Origin of the sequence: Micromonospora sp. WMMD723 (assembly GCF_049863385.1) — a bacterium.
Taxonomy (GTDB): domain Bacteria; phylum Actinomycetota; class Actinomycetes; order Mycobacteriales; family Micromonosporaceae; genus Micromonospora; species Micromonospora wenchangensis.
Genome location: NZ_JBMKNR010000001.1, coordinates 4,174,470 through 4,193,640, shown reverse-complemented (window position 1 = coordinate 4,193,640; position 19,171 = coordinate 4,174,470). Strand labels below are relative to the sequence as shown.

The 19,171-nt window shown below is 71.4% G+C and carries 14 protein-coding genes; 5 read left to right on the top strand and 9 right to left on the bottom strand.

The annotated features are described in order from the left end of the window. Window positions 1-45: 45 nt before the first annotated feature. From ACN261_RS18495 to ACN261_RS18485, 3 genes are read right to left on the bottom strand one after another with little or no spacing between them, the layout of a single operon-like run. The gene (locus ACN261_RS18495) at window positions 46-684 is read right to left on the bottom strand and encodes a 4'-phosphopantetheinyl transferase family protein (RefSeq protein ID WP_421486602.1); all 639 of its coding nucleotides are present in this window, start codon (window positions 682-684) and stop codon (window positions 46-48) included. After that, window positions 681-1,730, bottom strand: a complete 1,050-nt coding sequence (locus tag ACN261_RS18490; RefSeq protein ID WP_425851243.1) for a 2-oxoacid:ferredoxin oxidoreductase subunit beta — start codon at window positions 1,728-1,730, stop codon at window positions 681-683. The genes ACN261_RS18495 and ACN261_RS18490 overlap by 4 nt, the downstream gene beginning before the upstream one ends. Further along, window positions 1,723-3,624: a 2-oxoacid:acceptor oxidoreductase subunit alpha gene (locus tag ACN261_RS18485; protein WP_421486600.1), complete on the bottom strand. Its 1,902-nt coding sequence runs from the start codon at window positions 3,622-3,624 to the stop codon at window positions 1,723-1,725. Before ACN261_RS18485 ends, ACN261_RS18490 begins: the two co-directional genes overlap by 8 nt. Window positions 3,625-3,983: 359 nt before the next feature. Between ACN261_RS18485 and ACN261_RS18480 the strand changes: the two genes are divergently transcribed. From ACN261_RS18480 to ACN261_RS18470, 3 genes are read left to right on the top strand one after another with little or no spacing between them, the layout of a single operon-like run. Beyond that, entirely contained in the window at window positions 3,984-5,504 is a 1,521-nt protein-coding gene (locus ACN261_RS18480) for a serine/threonine-protein kinase (protein WP_425851242.1), read from the top strand. A gap of 17 nt (window positions 5,505-5,521) precedes the next feature. Continuing rightward, complete coding sequence (locus ACN261_RS18475) at window positions 5,522-6,826, top strand: sensor histidine kinase (protein WP_421487045.1); 1,305 nt, start codon at window positions 5,522-5,524, stop codon at window positions 6,824-6,826. Continuing rightward, on the top strand, window positions 6,790-7,452 hold the full coding sequence (locus tag ACN261_RS18470; RefSeq protein ID WP_204928153.1) for a response regulator: 663 nt from the start codon (window positions 6,790-6,792) through the stop codon (window positions 7,450-7,452). Before ACN261_RS18475 ends, ACN261_RS18470 begins: the two co-directional genes overlap by 37 nt. Window positions 7,453-7,521: 69 nt before the next feature. On the opposite strand, the gene ACN261_RS18465 is transcribed toward ACN261_RS18470, so the two are convergent. From ACN261_RS18465 to ACN261_RS18455, 3 genes are all read right to left on the bottom strand, one after another. Then, window positions 7,522-10,086: an FtsX-like permease family protein gene (locus tag ACN261_RS18465; protein WP_421486598.1), complete on the bottom strand. Its 2,565-nt coding sequence runs from the start codon at window positions 10,084-10,086 to the stop codon at window positions 7,522-7,524. Then, complete coding sequence (locus ACN261_RS18460) at window positions 10,086-10,892, bottom strand: ABC transporter ATP-binding protein (protein WP_421486597.1); 807 nt, start codon at window positions 10,890-10,892, stop codon at window positions 10,086-10,088. The genes ACN261_RS18465 and ACN261_RS18460 overlap by 1 nt, the downstream gene beginning before the upstream one ends. A gap of 142 nt (window positions 10,893-11,034) precedes the next feature. After that, the gene (locus tag ACN261_RS18455) at window positions 11,035-13,860 is read right to left on the bottom strand and encodes an AAA family ATPase (protein ID WP_421486596.1); all 2,826 of its coding nucleotides are present in this window, start codon (window positions 13,858-13,860) and stop codon (window positions 11,035-11,037) included. Between the two features lie 827 nt (window positions 13,861-14,687). Between ACN261_RS18455 and ACN261_RS18450 the strand changes: the two genes are divergently transcribed. Then, window positions 14,688-14,957, top strand: coding sequence for a DUF5988 family protein (locus ACN261_RS18450; protein WP_421486595.1), 270 nt, complete (start codon window positions 14,688-14,690; stop codon window positions 14,955-14,957). Between the two features lie 172 nt (window positions 14,958-15,129). Here the strand turns inward: ACN261_RS18450 and ACN261_RS18445 are convergent, their stop codons facing one another. Both ACN261_RS18445 and ACN261_RS18440 read right to left on the bottom strand, forming a co-directional pair. Beyond that, window positions 15,130-15,906, bottom strand: a complete 777-nt coding sequence (locus ACN261_RS18445) for a thioesterase II family protein (RefSeq protein WP_425851237.1) — start codon at window positions 15,904-15,906, stop codon at window positions 15,130-15,132. A gap of 276 nt (window positions 15,907-16,182) precedes the next feature. Next, window positions 16,183-17,922 (bottom strand): MFS transporter, encoded by a 1,740-nt coding sequence (locus tag ACN261_RS18440; RefSeq protein ID WP_421486593.1) that lies wholly within the window; start codon window positions 17,920-17,922, stop codon window positions 16,183-16,185. Between the two features lie 81 nt (window positions 17,923-18,003). Here ACN261_RS18440 and ACN261_RS18435 point away from each other — a divergent pair, with 81 nt between their 5' ends. Further along, a complete protein-coding gene (locus ACN261_RS18435) occupies window positions 18,004-18,612 on the top strand; it encodes a TetR/AcrR family transcriptional regulator (protein WP_421486592.1) in 609 nt (202 codons plus the stop codon). A gap of 122 nt (window positions 18,613-18,734) precedes the next feature. Here the strand turns inward: ACN261_RS18435 and ACN261_RS18430 are convergent, their stop codons facing one another. After that, window positions 18,735-19,001, bottom strand: a complete 267-nt coding sequence (locus ACN261_RS18430; protein WP_204928161.1) for a PqqD family protein — start codon at window positions 18,999-19,001, stop codon at window positions 18,735-18,737. Window positions 19,002-19,171 lie beyond the last annotated feature (170 nt).

Genomic DNA, 19,171 nt, shown 5'->3' with positions numbered 1-19,171 from the left:
CGGCGGGGCGCGGCTCCGGGTCGGCTGGTGCGGTCCGGCTCGGGTTCAGTGCGGTACGGCGACGACGGTCAGGGTCAGCCCGGCGTCGTGCAGGTAGCGACCGTCGAAGTCCCGAACGCGGCCGGGGACGAGGACGTGGCCGGTGAAGGTACGTCCGGCCGGGTGCAGGACGATCCGGGCCTCGTCGAAGCCGAGGAAGACCCCGGTGATCGGGAACCATGCCTTGTAGAGGGACTCCTTGGCGCTGAACAGCAGCCGGTCCCAGTGCGGTCCGGGGGCGTCGGTGGTCAGCCGGCCCACCATGGCGCGTTCCTCGGGCAGGGCGATCGCGTCGAGCACACCGTCGGGCAGTGCCTCGTCGGGTTCGGCGTCGATGCCGATGGAGCGGACGTCCGCCGCGCGGGCGACCACGGCGGCCCGGTAGCCGGCGCAGTGGGTGAGGCTGCCGACCACACCGGACGGCCAGACGGGTGCCCCCCGGTCGCCGGTGAGCACCGGGGCGGGCGGTACGCCGAGGGCGCGCAGGGCCCGGCGGGCGCAGGTACGGGCGGTGGTGAACTCCCGCAGCCGCTTGTCGACGGCGCGGGCCACCAGCGCGGCCTCCTCGGGGTGCAGGGGCTCGGTGTCGGTGTCGTCGAACGCCTCGACGGCGACGACACCCGGTGGCGTGATCCGGTCGATCATGCGTCGGCCAGTGGCCGGATGGTCCAGGTGTCGCCTGTGTGCAGGAGGGTGGTGAGTTGTTGTTCGGGGGTGTCGGTGGTGGTGTTTCGGGCGGTGGTGATCTGGTGTTGGACGGTGGTGTCGTAGGTGGGGCGTTGGGTTTGGCGGAGGATGCCGATGGGGGTGTTGCGGAGGTCGGGTTGGGGGAGGCGGGACAGGGCGAAGGCGTAGGCGGGGTCGGTGATGGTGGCGTCGTGGATGACGATGTCTTCGGGTGGGGTGGTGGCGGTGTCGCGGATGTCGAGGCCGAAGCCGTGGGGTGGGTGTACGACGCAGTGTTGCTGGTCGCGGCCGAAGGTGATGGGTTGGCCGTGTTCGAGGCGGATCAGGTAGTCGTCGCGGGTGTCGGGTTGTTTGAGTTGGTCGAAGGCGCCGTCGTTGAAGATGTTGCAGTTTTGGTAGATCTCGACGAAGGCGGTGCCGTGGTGTTCGGCGGCGGCGCGTAGGACGGTTTGGAGGTGTTTGCGGTCGGAGTCGATGGTGCGGGCGACGAAGGTGGCTTCGGCGCCGAGGGCGAGGGACAGGGGGTTGAAGGGGGCGTCGGCGGATCCGGCGGGGGTGGATTTGGTGATTTTGCCGGTTTCGCTGGTGGGGGAGTACTGGCCTTTGGTGAGGCCGTAGATGCGGTTGTTGAACAGCAGGATCTTGAGGTTGACGTTGCGGCGTAGGGCGTGGATGAGGTGGTTACCGCCGATGGACAGGGCGTCGCCGTCGCCGGTGACGACCCAGACGGACAGGTCGGGGCGGGTGACGGACAGTCCGGTGGCGATGGCGGGGGCGCGGCCGTGGATGGAGTGCATCCCGTAGGTGTTCATGTAGTAGGGGAAGCGGGATGAGCAGCCGATGCCGGAGATGAACACGGTGTTGGCGCGGGGGATGTTCAACTCGGGCATGAACTGTTGGACGGCGGCGAGGATGGCGTAGTCGCCGCAGCCGGGGCACCAGCGGACTTCCTGGTCGGATTTGAAGTCTTTCCCGGTGAGTTTCAGGGCGACGGGTTCAGGCATTTTTGCAGACCTCTTCCAGCATCGTCTCCAGTTCGGCGGCGGTGAAGGGTAGGCCGCGGACCTGGTTGTAGGTGATCGCGTCGATCAGGTATCGGGCGCGGATGACCTGGGCGAGTTGGCCGAGGTTCATCTCGGGGATGACGACCCGGTCGTAGGCGGAAAGGACGTCGCCGAGGTTGCCGGGCAGGGGGTTGAGGTGGCGTAGGTGGGCCTGGGCGATGGGTTGGCCGCGGTGGCGCAGGGTGCGGCAGGCGGCGCCGATCGGGCCGTAGGTGGAGCCCCAGCCGAGCACGAGGGTCCGGGCGGTGCCGTCGGGGTCGTCGACGTCGAGGTCGGGCACGTCGATGGCCTGGATGCGGGCGGCGCGGGTGCGGACCATGTAGTCGTGGTTGGCCGGGTCGTAGGAGATGTCGCCGGTCTTGTCGGCTTTCTCCAGGCCACCGATGCGGTGTTCCAGACCGGGGGTGCCCGGCACGGCCCAGGGACGGGCCAGGGTGCCCGGGTCACGCAGGTAGGGCAGGAACGTGACGCCGTCGTCGCCGTTGGGGGCGGTGGCGAAGTCCACGCGCAGGTCGGGCAGGGCGTCGACGTCGGGTAGCAGCCACGGTTCGGAGCCGTTGGCGACGTAGTTGTCCGACAACAGGATCACCGGGGTGCGGTAGGTCAGGGCGATCCGGGCGGCTTCGAGCGCGGCGTGGAAACAGTCCGACGGTGACTTCGCCGCGATCACCGCGACCGGGGCCTCACCGTGACGGCCGTGCAACGCCATGTTCAGGTCGGCCTGTTCGGTCTTCGTGGGCAGACCCGTCGACGGACCGGCACGCTGCACGTCCACGATCACCAACGGCAACTCCAGGGCGACGGCCAGGGAGATCGTCTCGGACTTCAACGCCACACCCGGACCGCTGGTCGTGGTCACCCCCAACGCGCCGCCGTAGGAGGCGCCCAACGCCGCGCCGACCGCGGCGATCTCGTCCTCGGCCTGCATCGTGACCACACCGAGCCGCTTGTGTTTCGACAACTCGTGCAGGATGTCCGACGCCGGGGTGATCGGATACGCGCCGAGGAACACCGGCAGACCCGACCGCACCCCCGCCGCGACCAACCCCAACGACAAAGCGGCGTTACCGGTGATGTTGCGGTAGGTACCCGGCACCATCTTCGCCGGTTTCACCTCGTACCGCACCGAGAACGAATCGGTGGTCTCGCCGTAGTTCCAGCCCGCCTTGAACGCCGCGATGTTCGCCGCGACCAGATCCGGCCGCTTGACGAACTTCCGCTCCAGGAACCGCAACGTCGACTCGTACGGACGCGAGTACATCCACGACAACAACCCCAACGCGAACATGTTCTTCGCCCGCTCGGCGTCCTTCTTCGACACCGACAACTCCGCCAACGCCCCGACCGTCATCGACGTCAACGCCACCGGATGCACCACGAAACCGTCCAGCGTGCCGTCCTCCAACGGGCTGACGGCATAGCCGACCTTCACCAGGTTCCGGCGCGTGAACTCATCAGTGTTCACGATGATGTCCGCACCCCGACGCAGATCACCCAGATTCGCCTTCAACGCCGCCGGATTCATCGCGACCAACACATTCGGCGCGTCCCCCGGCGTCAGAATGTCATAATCCGCGAAATGCACCTGGAAACTCGACACCCCCGGCAGAGTTCCCGCAGGCGCCCGAATCTCCGCCGGGAAATTCGGCAACGTCGAAATGTCATTACCCAACTGCGCCGTCTCCGAGGTGAACCTGTCCCCCGTCAACTGCATCCCGTCACCCGAGTCACCAGCAAACCGGATCACCACCCGGTCCAACTGACGCACCTCGGTCCTGCCGGGCGTCCCGCCGTCCGCCGCCGGCGCATCGTCGTACCGGGTGGTGGAGGTCATGGGCGATCACGTCCCTCTCTGCTGCGCGACCCGCACCACGACGGTGCGTTGCCGGCGAACGGCGGGCCGACACCCGGCCCCGGCGGTACCAGCGCAGCCATCGGCCGGCGCGGTACGGCGGCGCAGGTCCGTACCGCCGGGGTCGGCGACCCCGGCGTCATCCTGCGGGGTCGCCGACCGCATCAAGCGCCGGCGAGCGCGTGCGACCACACGCTAGGTTCCGGCCCCGGCCGTGCCAACCCTTAGCGATCCCCTACCCCCACCCGGCTGCGAGCGGCCGGACGACGGGCTGTCCGGGGCGTCCACCGGGGACGGCGCAGGGGGCGCGTGCCTCGACCCGACATGGGACACTTGTCTACATGGGCGAGCTGACCAGCGGCGCAGTGGCCGAGCCGGGGTCACCGCTGCGGCCGGGCGATCCGGAGCACGTCGGGCCCTACCGGCTGCGTCGCCTGCTCGGCTCGGGCGGCATGGGGGTGGTGTTCCTGGCCGAGGCCCCGGGCGGGGGCCGGGTGGCGGTCAAGGTCGTCCACGACGAGCTGCGCTCCCGGCCGGAGTTCCGGCGACGGTTCGCCCGCGAGGTCGCCGCCGCCGGCCGGGTGGCCGACTTCTGCACCGCCCGGGTGCTCGACGCCGACCCGCAGGGGCCGGTCCCCTACCTCGTCACCGAGTACGTGACAGGCTCGTCCCTGCACGAGCACGTGACCCGGCACGGCTCGCTCTCCGGCCCGCAGGCCGAGGCGCTCGCCGTCGGCGTGGCCGCCGGGCTCACCGCGATCCACGCCGCCGGGCTGGCCCACGGCGACCTGACCCCCCGCAACGTCCTGCTGTCCCCGTTCGGCCCGAAGGTCATCGACTTCGGGTTGGCGAGCCTGATCGAGGCGCTCGACCCGACCACCGGCCCCTCGTACGGCACCCCGGGCTGGTTGGCCCCGGAACGTCTCGCCGGTTTCCCGCCGGCCCAGCCCGCCGACGTCTACGCCTGGGGCATCCTCGTCGGCTGGGCCGCCACCGGCCGGCTACCGGTGGACCCCCGGGTGCACCCGGGGGGCCCGCCCGACCTGAGCGGGCTGCCCGCGGGCCTGGCGGCGGTGGTCGCGCGGGCGCTGCGCACCGAGCCCGGCCAGCGCCCCACCGCGCGGGAGGCGATGCTGATCCTCGTCGGCAGTGCCGACACGGCCAGCATCCGGTCGGCGGTGGAACCGGTGGCGGCCACCACCGAGCAGCTCGACGGCACCCGGTGGTACCCGGCGACCGGCCAGCCGGCCACCCTGGTCGCCCCGACGCCGCCGCCACGTCGCCCGCCGCCGTCCTGGCCGGCGGTGCTGACCGGGGTGGTGGCGGTAGTGGCCCTCGTCGTGCTGGGCGTGGTCGCGCTGCGCCAGGCCGACCAGCGCGGCGCGCCGTCCGCCGGGCCGGGCCCGTCCGCGCCGTCCGGCGTCGTCACGCCGAGCCCCACCCCGAGCCCGTCACCCACTCCGAGTCCCACCCCCGCCACCGCGACCGGGCAGGACGGGTCGTTGGAGTTCACCGTGACGGGGGTGCACTGCGGGTCGCGCGAGATCGGGTTCTGGCCGTTGACCCAGAAGGCGGACGGCGTGTTCTGCATGGTCGACGTCGACGTGGTCAACAAGGGGTCCAAGGGCACCATCGTCTGGCCGCTGAGCCAACGGTTGGTCGACGCCGACGGGCGCGGGTACACCCCCGACACCCGTTCCCTGCTCTACTATCCGGACACGCAACGGTTGACGAAGAAGATCGAGCCCGGCGCGACGGTCAGCGGCTCACTGGTCTACGACACGCCGGTCGGTGCCGAGCTGCGCCAACTGGTCGTCCACGACACGCCACTGAGTGCGGGCACCACCATCGATCTGCCGTGACCGGGGAGCCGGAGGACATGGACGTCGCCAACGCCGCGGAACTCATCGGGCGGGCCCTGTCGCGGGCGCTGCACGCCACCGGGCGCGGTGTGCTGCTCGTCGCCAGCGCCGCGCTCAGCCTGGCCCTGCTCGTCGCCACCGTGCTCGCCACGGCGTTCATCTCGCTCGGCGTCGGGGTGCTGCTGCTGCCCCTGGTCACCCCGCTGGTCCGCCGGGTCACCGGGCTGTGCCGGGACCTCGCCGGCCGGGCCGGGGTGCCGATCGCCACGCCCTACCTTCCCGCGCCGCCCACCGAGCGGGGCGTGGTCGGCTGGGTGCAGCGCTGCCGGTCCATCCTCACCGACCCGGCGACCTGGCGGGACCTGCTGTTCCTCCTGCTCAACGTGCTGGTCGGTTTCGTGCTCGGCCTGCTGCCGGTGACCCTGCTGGTCTACTCGGTGGAGGGGCTGGTGCTCTCCGCCGGGTTCTGGATGCTGATGCGGGAGTCCGGAGTGGACTTCTGGTACGGCTTCACCCCGATGGACACCTGGCCGCACGCGGTGCTCGGCGCGCTGGTCAGCCTGGTGGTGTTCGCGATCTGGGTGGCCGCCGCCCCCGGGGTGGTGGCCGGGCACGCCTACTTCGCCCGGACGCTGCTGGGTCCGAGCGAACGGGCGGAGATCGCCTCGCGGATGCGGCACCTCTCCGAGACCCGCTCGGACGTGATCAACATCCAGGCCACCGAGCTGCGCCGGATCGAACGGGACCTGCACGACGGCGCGCAGGCCCGGCTGGTGGCGATCGGCATGAAGCTCGGCGCGGCCACCCGGCAGCTACGCACCAATCCGGACGTCGCGGAGACCCTGCTGGTGGACGCCCGCAACGCGACCGCCAGCGCACTGGAGGAGCTGCGCTGCCTGATCCGGGGCATCCATCCGCCGGTGCTGGCCGAGCGGGGGCTGGAGGACGCCATCCGGGCGATCGCGTTGGAGAGCCCGATCGAGGTCGACGTCACCGCCGACGTCCCCGGCCGGCTGGCCGCCCCGGCGGAGTCCGCCGTCTACTTCGCCCTGTCCGAGCTGTTGAACAACGTGGTCAAGCACTCCAACGCCGACCGGGCCAGCATCGACCTGCGGCACGAGGACGGTTCGCTGCGGGCCGTCGTGATCGACAACGGTCATGGCGGGGCCGACGCCAGCCTCGGCACCGGACTCCGGGGCATCGAGCGGCGCTGTGCTACGTTCGACGGGACGCTCGACCTCAGCAGTCCCGAAGGTGGGCCGACCGTCGCGATCCTGGAGCTGCCGTGCGCGTTGTACTCGCCGAGGACCTCTTCCTTCTGAGGCAGGGAATGGTCCAGCTCCTGGAGTCCTACGACTTCGAGATCGTCGCGGCGGTCGACAACGGACCGGCTCTGCTCGACGCCCTGGTGACCCTCCGCCCGGAGGTCGCGGTGGTCGACGTGCGACTGCCGCCCACGTTCACCGACGAGGGCCTGCAGGCTGCACTGGAGGCGCGTCGCCGCTGCCCCGGCCTGCCGATCCTGGTGCTCTCCCAGCACGTCGAGCAGCTGTACGCCAAGGAACTGCTCGCCGACGCCAGCGGGGGGATCGGCTACCTGCTGAAGGACCGGGTGCTCAACAGCGACCAGTTCGTCGACGCGATCCGCCGGGTCGCCGACGGGGGCACCGCGATGGACCCGCAGGTGATCTCCCAACTGCTGGCCGGCCGGTCCCGTCGGGAGCCGCTGTCGACCCTCACCCCGCGCGAGCGGGAGGTGCTGAAGCTGATGGCCGAGGGATGTTCAAATACGGCCATCGCCCAGCGTCTCATCGTCAGCCAGGGTGCCGTCGCCAAGTACACCACCAGCATCTTCACCAAGCTCGACCTCACCCCGGCTGACGACAGCAACCGGCGGGTGCTGGCCGTGCTGGCGTACCTGAACGGCACCCGGGCCGACGTCGGCTGACCCCGACGCCACATGCGACGGTGCCCCCGGTCGGTCGACCGGGGGCACCGTCGTGTGTGCGGGTTGCCGTCACTCGACGGCGACGGCGGCCTCCGCCGGCCGGGAGAGCATCACCCGGCGGCCCGGCAGCACGGTGGCGGCGAAGGCGAGCACGGTCGCGCCCGCCACCACGGCCAGGTAGATCCAGATCGGGCCGGAGGGCACCGGTCGGCCCAGCACCACGATGCTGAACGGCATCAGCGTGGCGATGGAGGCGATGGTGCCGAGCACCACCCCGATGACCGCGACCATGCCCGCCTCCACACTGAGCATCTGGAGGGCCTGCTTGCGGGTGGCGCCGATGAGCCGCTGCATGCCCAACTCCCGGCGTCGGCCGGCGGTCGCCACGATCAGGGTGTTCGCCACCGAGATCATCGTGTAGCCGGCGACCAGGGCGACGAGTAGGTAGTTGACCCAGGCCTGGGTCTTGGTCCGTTCGGCGAACGTGGTGATCGCATCCCGGCCCTCGATCATGGTGCCCGGCTGGTTGGCGACCTTCTCCCGCAGGCTGGCCGTCAGCGCGTCCCGACTGGTGCCGGGCTCGGCGGTGACCAGGATCTGCCGGGACAGGCCGGTCGTGCTGTGCGCGGCGAGCAGGTCGGCGGGGAGCAGGATCGTCTCGAACCCCTTCTTCGCCGGGTAGAGCGCCACCACCCGCAGGTCCACCGCCGAGCGGTCACCGAGCCGCAGGGTGATCTGGTCACCGACGCCGACGTTGAGGTTCTTGCCGGCCACCTCGGGCAGCGCCACCGTGTCGCCCCGCAGGTCCCCCAGATTGCCGTCGCTGGTGCGCACCCCGGTGATGCCGGCGGCGCTGGCCCCGCTGACCCCCTGCAACGGCCAGGGCGACTCGACGTGCGACCCGTCGTACGGCTTGTTGATCCAGCCGGCGCTGGTCACGTACGCCGAGGCCTCCTCGACGCCCGGCGCGGACCGGATCGCCTCCACCGTGTCGGCGGGGAAGCCGCCAGTGGTGGAGCTGAGCACCAGGTCGGCCCGGAGGTTGTCCGAGTAGTAGCGCTCGGCGGCCTCGTTCTGGGTGGTCTGGAGGTAGAAGTTGGCCACCGCCAGCGCCACGGCCAGCATGATCGGCGTGACCGCGGAGGCCACCCGGACGGCCCGGGTGCGGACGTTGACCGTGCCGAGGTAGCCGGCGAGGCCGAAGAACGCCCGCACCGGCAGGCTGAGCACGCCGGCCAGCAGCCGGGTCAGCCCCGGGCTGATCAACGCGATCGAGATCGCCCAGCACATCACCGCCGGCCCGGCGGTCGCGGACGCCACCGCGCCCTGCATCACGATCGCCGTCACCAGGATCAGCGCGAACCCGGCGGCGAAGAACAGGATGGAGAACACCACCCGGGGCCAGCTCACCCACTTGCGCTGCAGGGCCGCCTCGGCGATGCCGGCGGTGGGCTTGGTCTTGGAGGGGCGACGGCCGGCAACGTAGGCGGCCACCATGGCGGCGAAGATGCCGATCGCGGGCGCGGCCAGGTAGGGGATGAAACCCTGGTGGAACTGCACCACCGGCGAGATGACCCCGGCGTCGGAGACGATGTCGTAGAGCAGCGGCCCGAGGAACACCCCGGGCGCGCAGCCGAGGATCGCCGCGCCGACCGCGACGACGAGCGCCTCGCGGCGCACCATCGCGCGGATCTGCCGGGGCGTCGCGCCGATCGAGCGCAGCAGCGCGATCTCCTTCTGCCGCTGCTGCACCGACAGGCCCAGGGTGCTGGCGACCACGAAGATCGCCACGAAGACCGTCATGCCGGCGAACACCCCGGAGAGCGGGATGAGCTGCGCCTGGCCGCCGACCGCCTCGGGGAACTCCGCCGCGCCCCGGTCGTCGCCGGTGAGCACGACGAGCTTGCGGTCGGCGAGGGTCCGCTCGATCCGGTCGCGCAGCGCGTCGAGGTCGGTGCCGGGCTTGGCCAGCACACCGATCGCGTCCGCCGTGCCGGTGTGCGGGTTGAGCCGCCGCTCGTCGTCGTCGGAGAAGAACAGCGCCGACTGGCTCAGCTCACCGGGCGGCGCGGCGATGCCGGTCACCTGGAAGGACGACTGGACCCCGCCGACCACGACGTCGACCCGGTCGCCGACCTTGATCCGGGCCAGCTTGGCCACGGCCCGGTCCAGCACCACCTGACCGGCCTGGGCCGGCGGCTGCCCGTCGAGCCGGTACGGCCCGAGCTGCGCCGACTCCCAGCGGTGGCCCAGCGACTGCGTCCCGACGATCACGGGTGCGCCGTTGCGGACGACGGTGGCGGCGAACGACGCCTCGGCCACCGCCCGTTCGACCCCGGGCACGCCCTGGATCTTGCCGACCAGTCCCGGGTCGATCCAGTACCGCTCGGCCAGCGGCACCGACTTGATGTTCTTGGTGTCCTGCGGGTCCTTCTTGGGCACACCGTAGGTCTGCTTGCCGCTCACCACCACGTCGGCCGCCGCCAGCCGCTGCGGCGGGACGGCCATCCGGATGCCGGTCTCCATCAGCCCGCCACAGGCGACGATCAGCGCCACGCCGAAGAAGACCGCGATGAACGTCGCGATGAAGGCGAGCTTGCGGTAGCGCAGGGTGCGCCACGCGAGGTACGTCATCAGAAGCCACCCCTGCCGGTGGCCTGCGGCGCGCGGTTCTGCTGCCATGCGGTCAGGTGGGTCATCCGCTCGGCCACCACGTCGGCGGTCGGTGCCTCCAGCTCGCCGATGAACTGCCCGTCGGCGAGGAACAGCACCCGGTGCGCGGCGGCGGCGGCGACCGGGTCGTGGGTCACCATGATGATCGTCTGGCCGCCGCTGGAGACCGTCTCGCGGAGCAGTTGCAGCACCTCGATGGTGGTCTGGGTGTCCAGCGCGCCCGTCGGCTCGTCGGCGAAGATGACCGCCGGCCGCATGATCAGCGCCCGCGCGATCGCGACCCGCTGCTGCTGACCACCGGACAGCTCGCTCGGCAGGTGCTTGCGCCGCTCGGCCAGGCCCACCCGGCCCAGCACCTCCACCACGGAGTGCCGGTCGGGCCGGCGGCCGGCCAGCCGGAACGGCAGGCCCACGTTCTGCTCGACGTTGAGCGCCGGCATCAGGTTGAACGCCTGGAAGATGAAGCCCACCCGCTCCCGGCGCAGCCGGGTCAGCTGGTTCTCGTTCATGCCGCTGAGTTCCTTGCCGTCCAGCACAACCGAGCCGGACGAGGGCACGTCGAGCCCCGCCGCGCAGTGCAGGAAGGTGCTCTTGCCGGAGCCGGACGGCCCCATCACCGCCGTGAAGCTGCCCCGGGGGAAGCTCATTGTCACACCCCGCAGCGCGTCGACGCGGTTGTCGCCGCGTCCGTACGTCTTGCGCACGTCGTCGAGCCGCACCGCGTCGGCACCACTGGCCGGCGTCCGCCGGTCCTTGTTTCTGTCCACCTCAAGCTCCCCGCAAAAGAACGTCGCCGAACGGCGGTGGGTACATGTTTCACGGTATGGATCGGGCCGTTTGCGCTCAATGGAGCTAATGACCCGAAGGGGTGGGCCTAGGCCCACCCCGGAATCGCCACCTCTGACGAGTTCAGCTCGCCTGGACCGCCGACTCCCACTGCGGCCAGGAGCGCTCGGCGCCGCCCGGCGCCACGGCGAGCAGCCCGGCCCCGGCGGCGTCCATCGGCAGGCCCAGCGACAGCTCGGTGCGCCGCCGGACGTTCAGCTTCCGGTAGACCCGGGTCAGGTGCTGCTCGACCGTGCTCACCGTGATGTAGAGCTTCTTGCCGATCTCCCGGTTGGTGTGGCCGAGCGCGGCGAGGGTCGCCACCCGCTGCTCGGCGTCACTGAGCCGGGACATCTCCTCGTGCTCCGGCGGGGTGTCCGGGTCGTCGGCACCGGCCGCGTCGCCCCCGGGAAGCAGCCGGCGGCACAGCGCCTGCGCCTGGATGTCCTTGGCGAGCTGCATCGCGCTGCGGGCCACCACCCGCGAGGTGTTGAACTCGCCCCGCCCGTAGTGCGCGCTGCTGAGCGCGGCCAGGGCCAGGAAGAGCTGGTAGCGGTCGCCAGACTCCTGGAGCAGGTTGGCCGCCTGCCGCAGGGTGTTGACCCGCTGCTTCACGTCCAGCGCGGAACCGAGCAGCCGTAGCGAGATGCCCCGGGTACGGGCGTTGTCGGCACCGGGCCGGGAGAGCTGCTCGGTCACCATGCCCCGGGCCCGGTCGGGCCGGCCGGAACGCAGGTAGACCTGGGCCAGGTCGCCGCGCCAGGGCAGCAGGGTCGGCAGGTCCATGCCCCACTGGGTGGCCAGCTGCCCGCAGGTCTCGAAGTCGGCCAGTGCCGCGTGCACCCGCCCGCCGGCCAGGTGCAGGTGGCCCCGGGCCCGCAGGTACATCGGCCAGAACCAGGTGTCGCGCATCGCGTCCGGGATGACGTGCTTGAGCTGTGCCTCGGCCTCGTCGAGCTTGTCCATGCCGATCTTGGCGAGCAGCATGTTGGACAGCGGTGACCCGATCGCCACGCCCCAGTTGTGCGGGGACATCGCGTCCAGCGCCTCCCGGGCGAACCGCTCGCTGAGCGGCAGGTCGCCCTGGCGCAGCGCGATGTGCGAACGGACGTCGGACAGGATGGCGTGCCAGGTGGTGGCGCCCCGGGCGCCGGCCTCGGTGCCGAGCACGTCGCACCAGTGCACGGCACGGTCCATCCGGTCGGCGTAGACCAGCGTCTGGAGGGCGCACAGCGCCGACTCCAGCCCGACGTCGACCAGCAGGTGGCTGCCGAGCACCTGCTCGGCGCGGGCGATCACCTCGTCGGTCACCCCGTCGGTGAGCACGGCGGTCAGCGACGGGGTGGCCGAGCCGAGGGAGCCGTCGGAGCGGGCCGGGGCGACGGCCGGCGCGACGTCGGTGGCGTCGAGTTCGGCGAAGGCGACGGGGAAGTGCAGCCGCAGCCACTCCGCGCACCCCTCCAGCTCGGCGGCGGTGGTGGCGTCGAGCTGCTGCCGGGTGTCACGCAGGTGCCGCAGGGTCTCCTGGGCGTCCGCCCGGTGCCCGTGCCAGAGTTGGTAGCGCAGCAGCGCGGCGGCGTGCCGTTCGGAGAGGTGACCGGCCCGCAGCGCCTCACGCTGCGACTGGAGGTGCTGGCTCACCGCCGCCGGGTTGACCCGCCACTGGCAGGCGGCCAGCATCGCGGTCAGCGCCGCCCGGCGCGGCTCGTCGTCGCACATCTCGTGCGCCAGCTTGAGCGACTCCACCGCGTCGTCGACGCGGTCCTCGGCCAGCGCGTGGGTGGCCGAGTCCTGGAGCACCGTGATCGCCCACGGTTCGGCCAGGCCACCCGCGGCGAGCAGGTGCCCACCGATCGCCGGTGCCGGGGCACCCTCGGCGTGCAGCAGTTCCGCCGCCCGGGCGTGCATGTCGGACAGCGCGTCCGGGGCCAGGTCGTGCAGGACGGCCGCCCGCGCCGCCGGATGCCGGAACCGGCCGCCGTGCAGCAGACCGGACATGGTCAGCGCGTTGAGCACCCACTGGACCCGGGCCGGCTTGGTGTCCAGCAGCCGCGCCAGCAGGGCCGGGGTGGCGAAGTCACCGAGCAGGGCCAACCCGTGGGCGGTCTCCAGGATGGTCGGATCCCAGCGGCGCAGGCAGGACAGGACGGCCTGGCGGAACTGGTCGCCGACGGCCACCTCGGTGGGCTCCGTCGTCCCGGCGACCCGCCGGTCCTGGCCGAGCGCGTGCAGCAGCAACGGGTTGCCACCGCTGACCTCGTGGTACGCCGGAGCGAGCGCCGTGGCCGTCGCGTCGTCGGTCCAGCCGCGCAGCAGTTCGGCGACGCCCGCCTCGGACAGCGGTGACAGCTGGATGTTGCAGAAGCTCGCCTGCCGGCTGATCTCGGCCCGGAACTCCGGGTGGAACGGCTGCGGCTGCGGCGACTCGGTGAGCACCACCAGGATCTGCGCGGCGGTGAGCCGGCGCTGGAGGTAGAGCAGGGTGCGCAGGGTCTGCTCGTCGGCGAACTCGACGTCGTCGACGAGCAGCACGAGCGGCCGGTTGCGGGCGATGTCGAGCAGTTCGACGCACATCGCGTGCACGGCCCTGATGTCGGCGTCGCCCTCCGTGGCGACGCCCTCGATGTCGACGTACGCGCCGATGCGCCGCATCACCTCGTTCGGCAGCGGCACGCTGTGGAACAGCTGCCCCATCACGGCCGCGGGCAGCAGGCGTTCGGCCCGGGAGCAGGCGGCGCGCAGCACCAGCCCGCCCGCCGCGCCGACGTGGTCGGCGAAGGCCCGCAACAGCTCGGTCTTGCCCGTGGCGCCGGGGCCGCTGATCAGTGCGACCCGCCCCCTGCCCGTGGCACTGTCGGAGTAAAGGCCCCGCAAGATGTCAAGCTCGCGGCTTCTCTCCACAAAATCCACCCGTCTCCCCCCAGGTCAGCGATGAGGCATCGAACGGGCGCTGCCGACTCCGGGCCAGGCCCCCCCGACGAAACCGTTCGGCTCGATGCCACGCGGCCACCGGGACCCACCCGGTCCCCGGCCCACGTCGGCCGGCAAACCGGGCCTTGCAATGATGACTGCCAATTGATTGATGGCTTTCACCGCGTCCCGACGGCGAGCACAGCATACATAGACACCCGTACAAGACGGTAGTGGGGTGGTGATACTTCGTCACCGATATTACGAGCGGGGATGGCGTTTTGTCGGTTTGTTGTCCCCGGTCGAGAAATTACCACTCGGTAGCAATTACATGATCGAAGAGCCATCGCGACCCCTCCCACCTGCAGGGATGGCCGCAGATTCATCCTCCGACACAGGGCCCTGACCTGGGAAATGACTCCGACAGAGGTCTCCTACCGGAATTTTTCGGGCCAACTCCCCCGGCCCGCACGGTTACCCCCGACGTCGGCACACCACCACCCACCGGACGAGAAGCAGCGAATCGGGCAATCTACTCTTGAGCAAAAATTGAGTTTCGGGAAGAAGACGACCCTATTACAGAAGCAATTCATAAGCCACCGTCAATGCTGTCACCCATGCGACAAGCCGAGGGACGCACAAATGCGACTCACCGGGCCACAAAGTAACCGCAGGTTGGCCGGCCGTTGAAATCTGGTCGCCGGCCGGGAGTTAGGGGTCGCTTCCGGGTATGCGCCGGCCGGCGCTGCCGCCACGCTGGAGGCATCCGAGGACAGTGACGCGAAACACGGTTTGCAGCGTCGCCGTCCCCAGCCGAGGAGGAAAGCGTGGACGATCTCACACGGGTGAGCAGCGCGCGGCGGTTCAGCGGCGTTCGCGGCGACGACCACTTCGACGTCGTGCTCGAAGGTGGCCCGGCCGGGCTGACCGCCATCGAGCGGGCCCACAGCGCGCCGGCCGGCACCGGCCGGATCAAGGTGCCCTACCTGGGCGGCTACGAGCACTTCGAGCGTTCCAGCGACCACGACGGCCTCAACGACGACGCCTCGCGGGTGGTGGTCTTCCACTGGACCATGCGGACGAAGATCGCCGAATGACGGGTACGACGGGCGGGGCGCCGGTGGCCGGCGCCCCGCCCGTCGTGGTGTCCGTACCCGGTACGACCGGCGACCCGCCCGACGCCTGCGGCGGGCGGCTACCCACCGGTCCCCGCCGCAGGGGGTGTCCTGCCCGGGGAGGACCGACACCCCGGCCGGGGCACGGGTCCGGTCAGGCCGCCGGACCGCCGGGGACCGCGCGGTGCAGTTCCGCCCCGATCAGCTTGATCACGTCGGCGGCGTGGTCGTTGAGGTAGAAGTGCCCACCGGGATAGACCCGGACGTCGCACTCCGCGGTGGTGTGCCGGGCCCAGTCGTGCGCCTCGTCCACGGTGGTCATCGGGTCCGCGTCCCCGGTCAGCACGGTGATCGGGGCGTCCAGGCGCTGGTCCGGGTCGGTCCGGTAGGTCTCCACCGCCTTGTAGTCGCCACGCACCGCGGGCAGGATCATCGGCAGCAGCTCCGGGTCACCCAGCACCCTCGGGTCCGAGCCGCTGAGCCGGGCCAGCTCCCGCAGCACTCCGGCATCGTCGCGGGTGTGCACGTAACGCTCGTCGCGGACCCTCGACGGCGCCCGGCGACCGGAGGCGAACAGGCGCACCGGCGGCTGACCCGTCCGCGTCTGCAACCGCAGCCCCACCTCGTAGGCGAGCACGGCGCCCATGCTGTGCCCGAAGAGCGCCACCGGCCGGTCCAGCCACGGCCGCAGCGCCTCGAACACCCCGTCGGCCAGGGCGGCGACGGAATCCAGCACCGGCTCGTGCCGGCGGTCCTGCCGACCCGGGTACTGGATCGCCAGCACCTCGACCGTGGGCGAGAGGGCCCGGGAGACCGGGAACAGGTAGCTGGCCGAGCCACCGGCGTGTGGCAGCGCCACCAGCCGGATCGCGCTGGTCGGCGACGGATGGAACCGCCGCACCCAGAGGTCGTTCTCGAGCGTTGCCGTCATCACTGGTCCCCTACCGGATCGGCGCTGCGGGTGCGCCCCACAGCAGGACGTTCTCCAGCGGGCCACCCCCGTGCCGACGCTCCGGCCGGCCCGCCGGACGCGGTGTCGCGCCGGTGCCCTCGGGTGGCTCCGGTGCCCGCAGTCGATGCGAGCGTAGGAACGCTCGAAACGCCGGAACAACCCCTAAGCAGCGCTGCTCCCCCCTAGCCCGGCACCGCCACGGACGACGGTGGCGTCCCCGCCCACCGCGGGAACGCCACCGTCGGGACCGTACGGTCAGGCCACCGGATGTGCCGGCCGGGCCGGTGGGGCGGTCGACTCGGGTCCGATCCGGACCACCGGCGAACCGGTGTCGAGGTGTCCACCCGTCGCGGCCTGTGCCGCGTGGGTCGCCGGGTCGCCGCCCGTGCCCGCCCCGTCTGGGTCGGCGGCGGCGTCCGGGTCGACCGGCGGGGTGTCGTCGGCACCGGCGGGGCCGCCTGACGGATCCTGGCCGGGCACCGAGGCCCCGACGTTACGCAGCAGCACGGCGGCCAGGACCGCCGTCACCACCAGAATGCCGGCCGCGGCGAGCGCGGCGACCCGCAGCTCGTCGGCGAAGGCGGCCCGGGCCAGCGTGACCAGCGTGTCCGCCGCGGTGGCGGAGAGCGTACGGCTCTCCTCGACCGCGCCACCCAGGGTCTCCCGGGCGGTCGCCCAGGAGTCGGCCGGGACGCCGTCGGGTGCCCCACCGGCGAGTTGCCGCCGGTAGACGTACGTGCCGATGCTGCCGAGGATCGCCACACCGAGCGCCGCGCCGAACTGGCTGCCGGTCTCGGAGAGCCCGGCCGCCGCGCCGGCCCGCTCCGGCGGCGCGGTGGAGACGATCAACTCGGCGCTGAGCGTCAGCACCATCGCGATGCCACCCGTCATCAGTGCCTGGCCCACCACCACCATGGCCAGCCCCGAGTCGTCGCCGACCTGGGCGAGCACCAGGCAGCCGGCGGCACCCACCAGCAGGCCCCCGGCGGCGACGTAGGCCCGCCGGAAGCGCTGCGCCAGCATCGGCGCGAGCACCGCCGCGCCGATGCCCGCCGCACCGGCGGCCGGCAACGACCACAGGCCGGCGGTGAACGGCCGCAGCCCGAGCACCAACTGGAGGTACTGGCTGATGAAGAACATGAACCCGACCAGCGCGAAGTTGGCGAGCACGTTCATCACCACGGCCGCGCTGAACGCGGGGGCGCGGAACAGCCGGACGTCGATCACCGGATCGGCGAGCCGCCGCTGACGCAGGACGAACACGGTCAGGAAGAGCAACCCGGCGAGCACACCGGCCACCGGCGGCCAGGTCATGCCGTCCTCGGCGAACTGCTTGATGCCCCAGATCATCGGCAGCACGGCGACGAACGCCAGCACCGTGCTGAGCAGGTCGAGCCGGCCGGCGGCGGGGTTGCGGAACTCGGGCAGCAGCAACGGGGCCAGGATAAGCAGGAGCAGCATGATCGGCACGTTGATCTCGAAGACGGTGCCCCAGGAGAAGTACTGCAACAGCGCCCCGCCGGCCACCAGGCCGATGACGCCACCGGCGGAGAAGCCGGCCGCCCACATGCCGATCGCGGCCCGGCGCTCGTTCTCGTCGTGGAACATGTTGCGGATCAACGACATGGTCGACGGCATGAGCGTCGCACCTGCGGCACCCATCACCGCCCGGGTCCCGATCAGCATGCCGGGACTGGTGGAGAGGGCCGTGGCCACGGATGCGGCACCGAACACCGCCGCGCCGATCATCAGCAGCCGGCGGCGCCCGATCCGGTCCCCCAGGGTCCCCATCGGAATCAGCAGGCCGGCCAGCACGAAGGCGTAGACGTCCGTGATCCAGAGGAGCTGACTGCTGGTCGGCTCAAGGTCCGCCGTGATGAACGGCAGAGCGTACGACAGCACGGTCATGTCCATGCTGATGATCAGTGTCACCATGACGAGTACCGCGAGGCCGATCCACTCGCGACGGCCGGCCTTTGCCTGCGCTGTAGCCATGGCCGAAAGCTACCACCGGATTTAGACGCTCGTATACATCCGGTGGATGAATTAGGGGGTGGTTCCGAGTAGGGTGACGCCGTGGGTCATCGGGAACGCCTGCTGGCAGGGGCCAGGGTCTGCCTCTACGAGCGCGGCTACACACGCACCACCGCCCGTGACATCGTCGCCGCCTCGGACACGAATCTGGCGTCGATCGGGTACCACTTCGGTTCCAAGGAGGCGCTGCTGACCGCCGCCCTGGTACAGGCGTTCGAGGAGTGGGGTGTCGAGATCGACCGGGTGTTGCGCGACGGCACCCAACCCGACCTGATGGACCGGCTGGAGACCATGTGGACCGGCCTGGTGGAGTCGTTCGGCACGCACCGGCCGCTCTGGGTCGCCGGGATCGAGGCGTTCGCGCTGGCCGAGCACCTGCCGGTGCTGCGGGAGCAGCTCGCCGAGACGTACACCCGGGCCCGCCCGGCGCTGGCCACCTTCGTGATCCGCAACGGTGGTGAGAACGTCCCCGAGGAGACCCGCAGGGCCGTCGGCTCGTTCCTGCTGGCGTTGATGACCGGCCTGACGGTGCAGCGGCTGCTCGATCCCGAGGCCGCCCCCTCCGGCAGGGACCTGGCCGAGGCGCTGCGGGTGATCGTCGGCGCGGTCAACGAGTCCGGCGACCCCGGGCACCCCTGCACCGACGCCTGACCGCCGGCCGCCGGGCCGCGTCCCGGCCGACCCGACAGGGGTACGACCCGCCGCGGCCCGCGTACAGGGGGTCGGGATAGGGGTCGGGGCGACACCGCCGCCGGCCGGACCCGCCGGGCCGGTCACTCCACCCGGACCAGACCGGCACGGAGCATGTCCTCCAGCCAGACGTCGAAGTCGCGCCGGGTGACCGCCGGATCGGCCGACCACTGCCGGGCCAGCACACCGGCCGCCCGCTCCAACGAGCCGCCCTGCTGCTGCAACGCGATCCACATCGCGGCGGCGGTCGCCCCGAACCGGTATCGCAGCCCGCTCCGTTCGGAGATCAGCTCAAGCTGCCCGTTCCGGGTGACCTTGGCGACGATGCCCTGTTCGAGTCGCACCCGCATCCTCCCTGCCTCTCCCCGTGTCCACCCTGGTGGCACCCTGTGGCGAACCGTGACGTCCACCAGGCCCGGTCACTACCGTATGAGGTCGGACGGTGACACGGTACGGCCATGGACCCACGTCGAAGGTGGACAAAAGCCCACCCGTACGCGGGAGGAACCCCGAGGCCCGC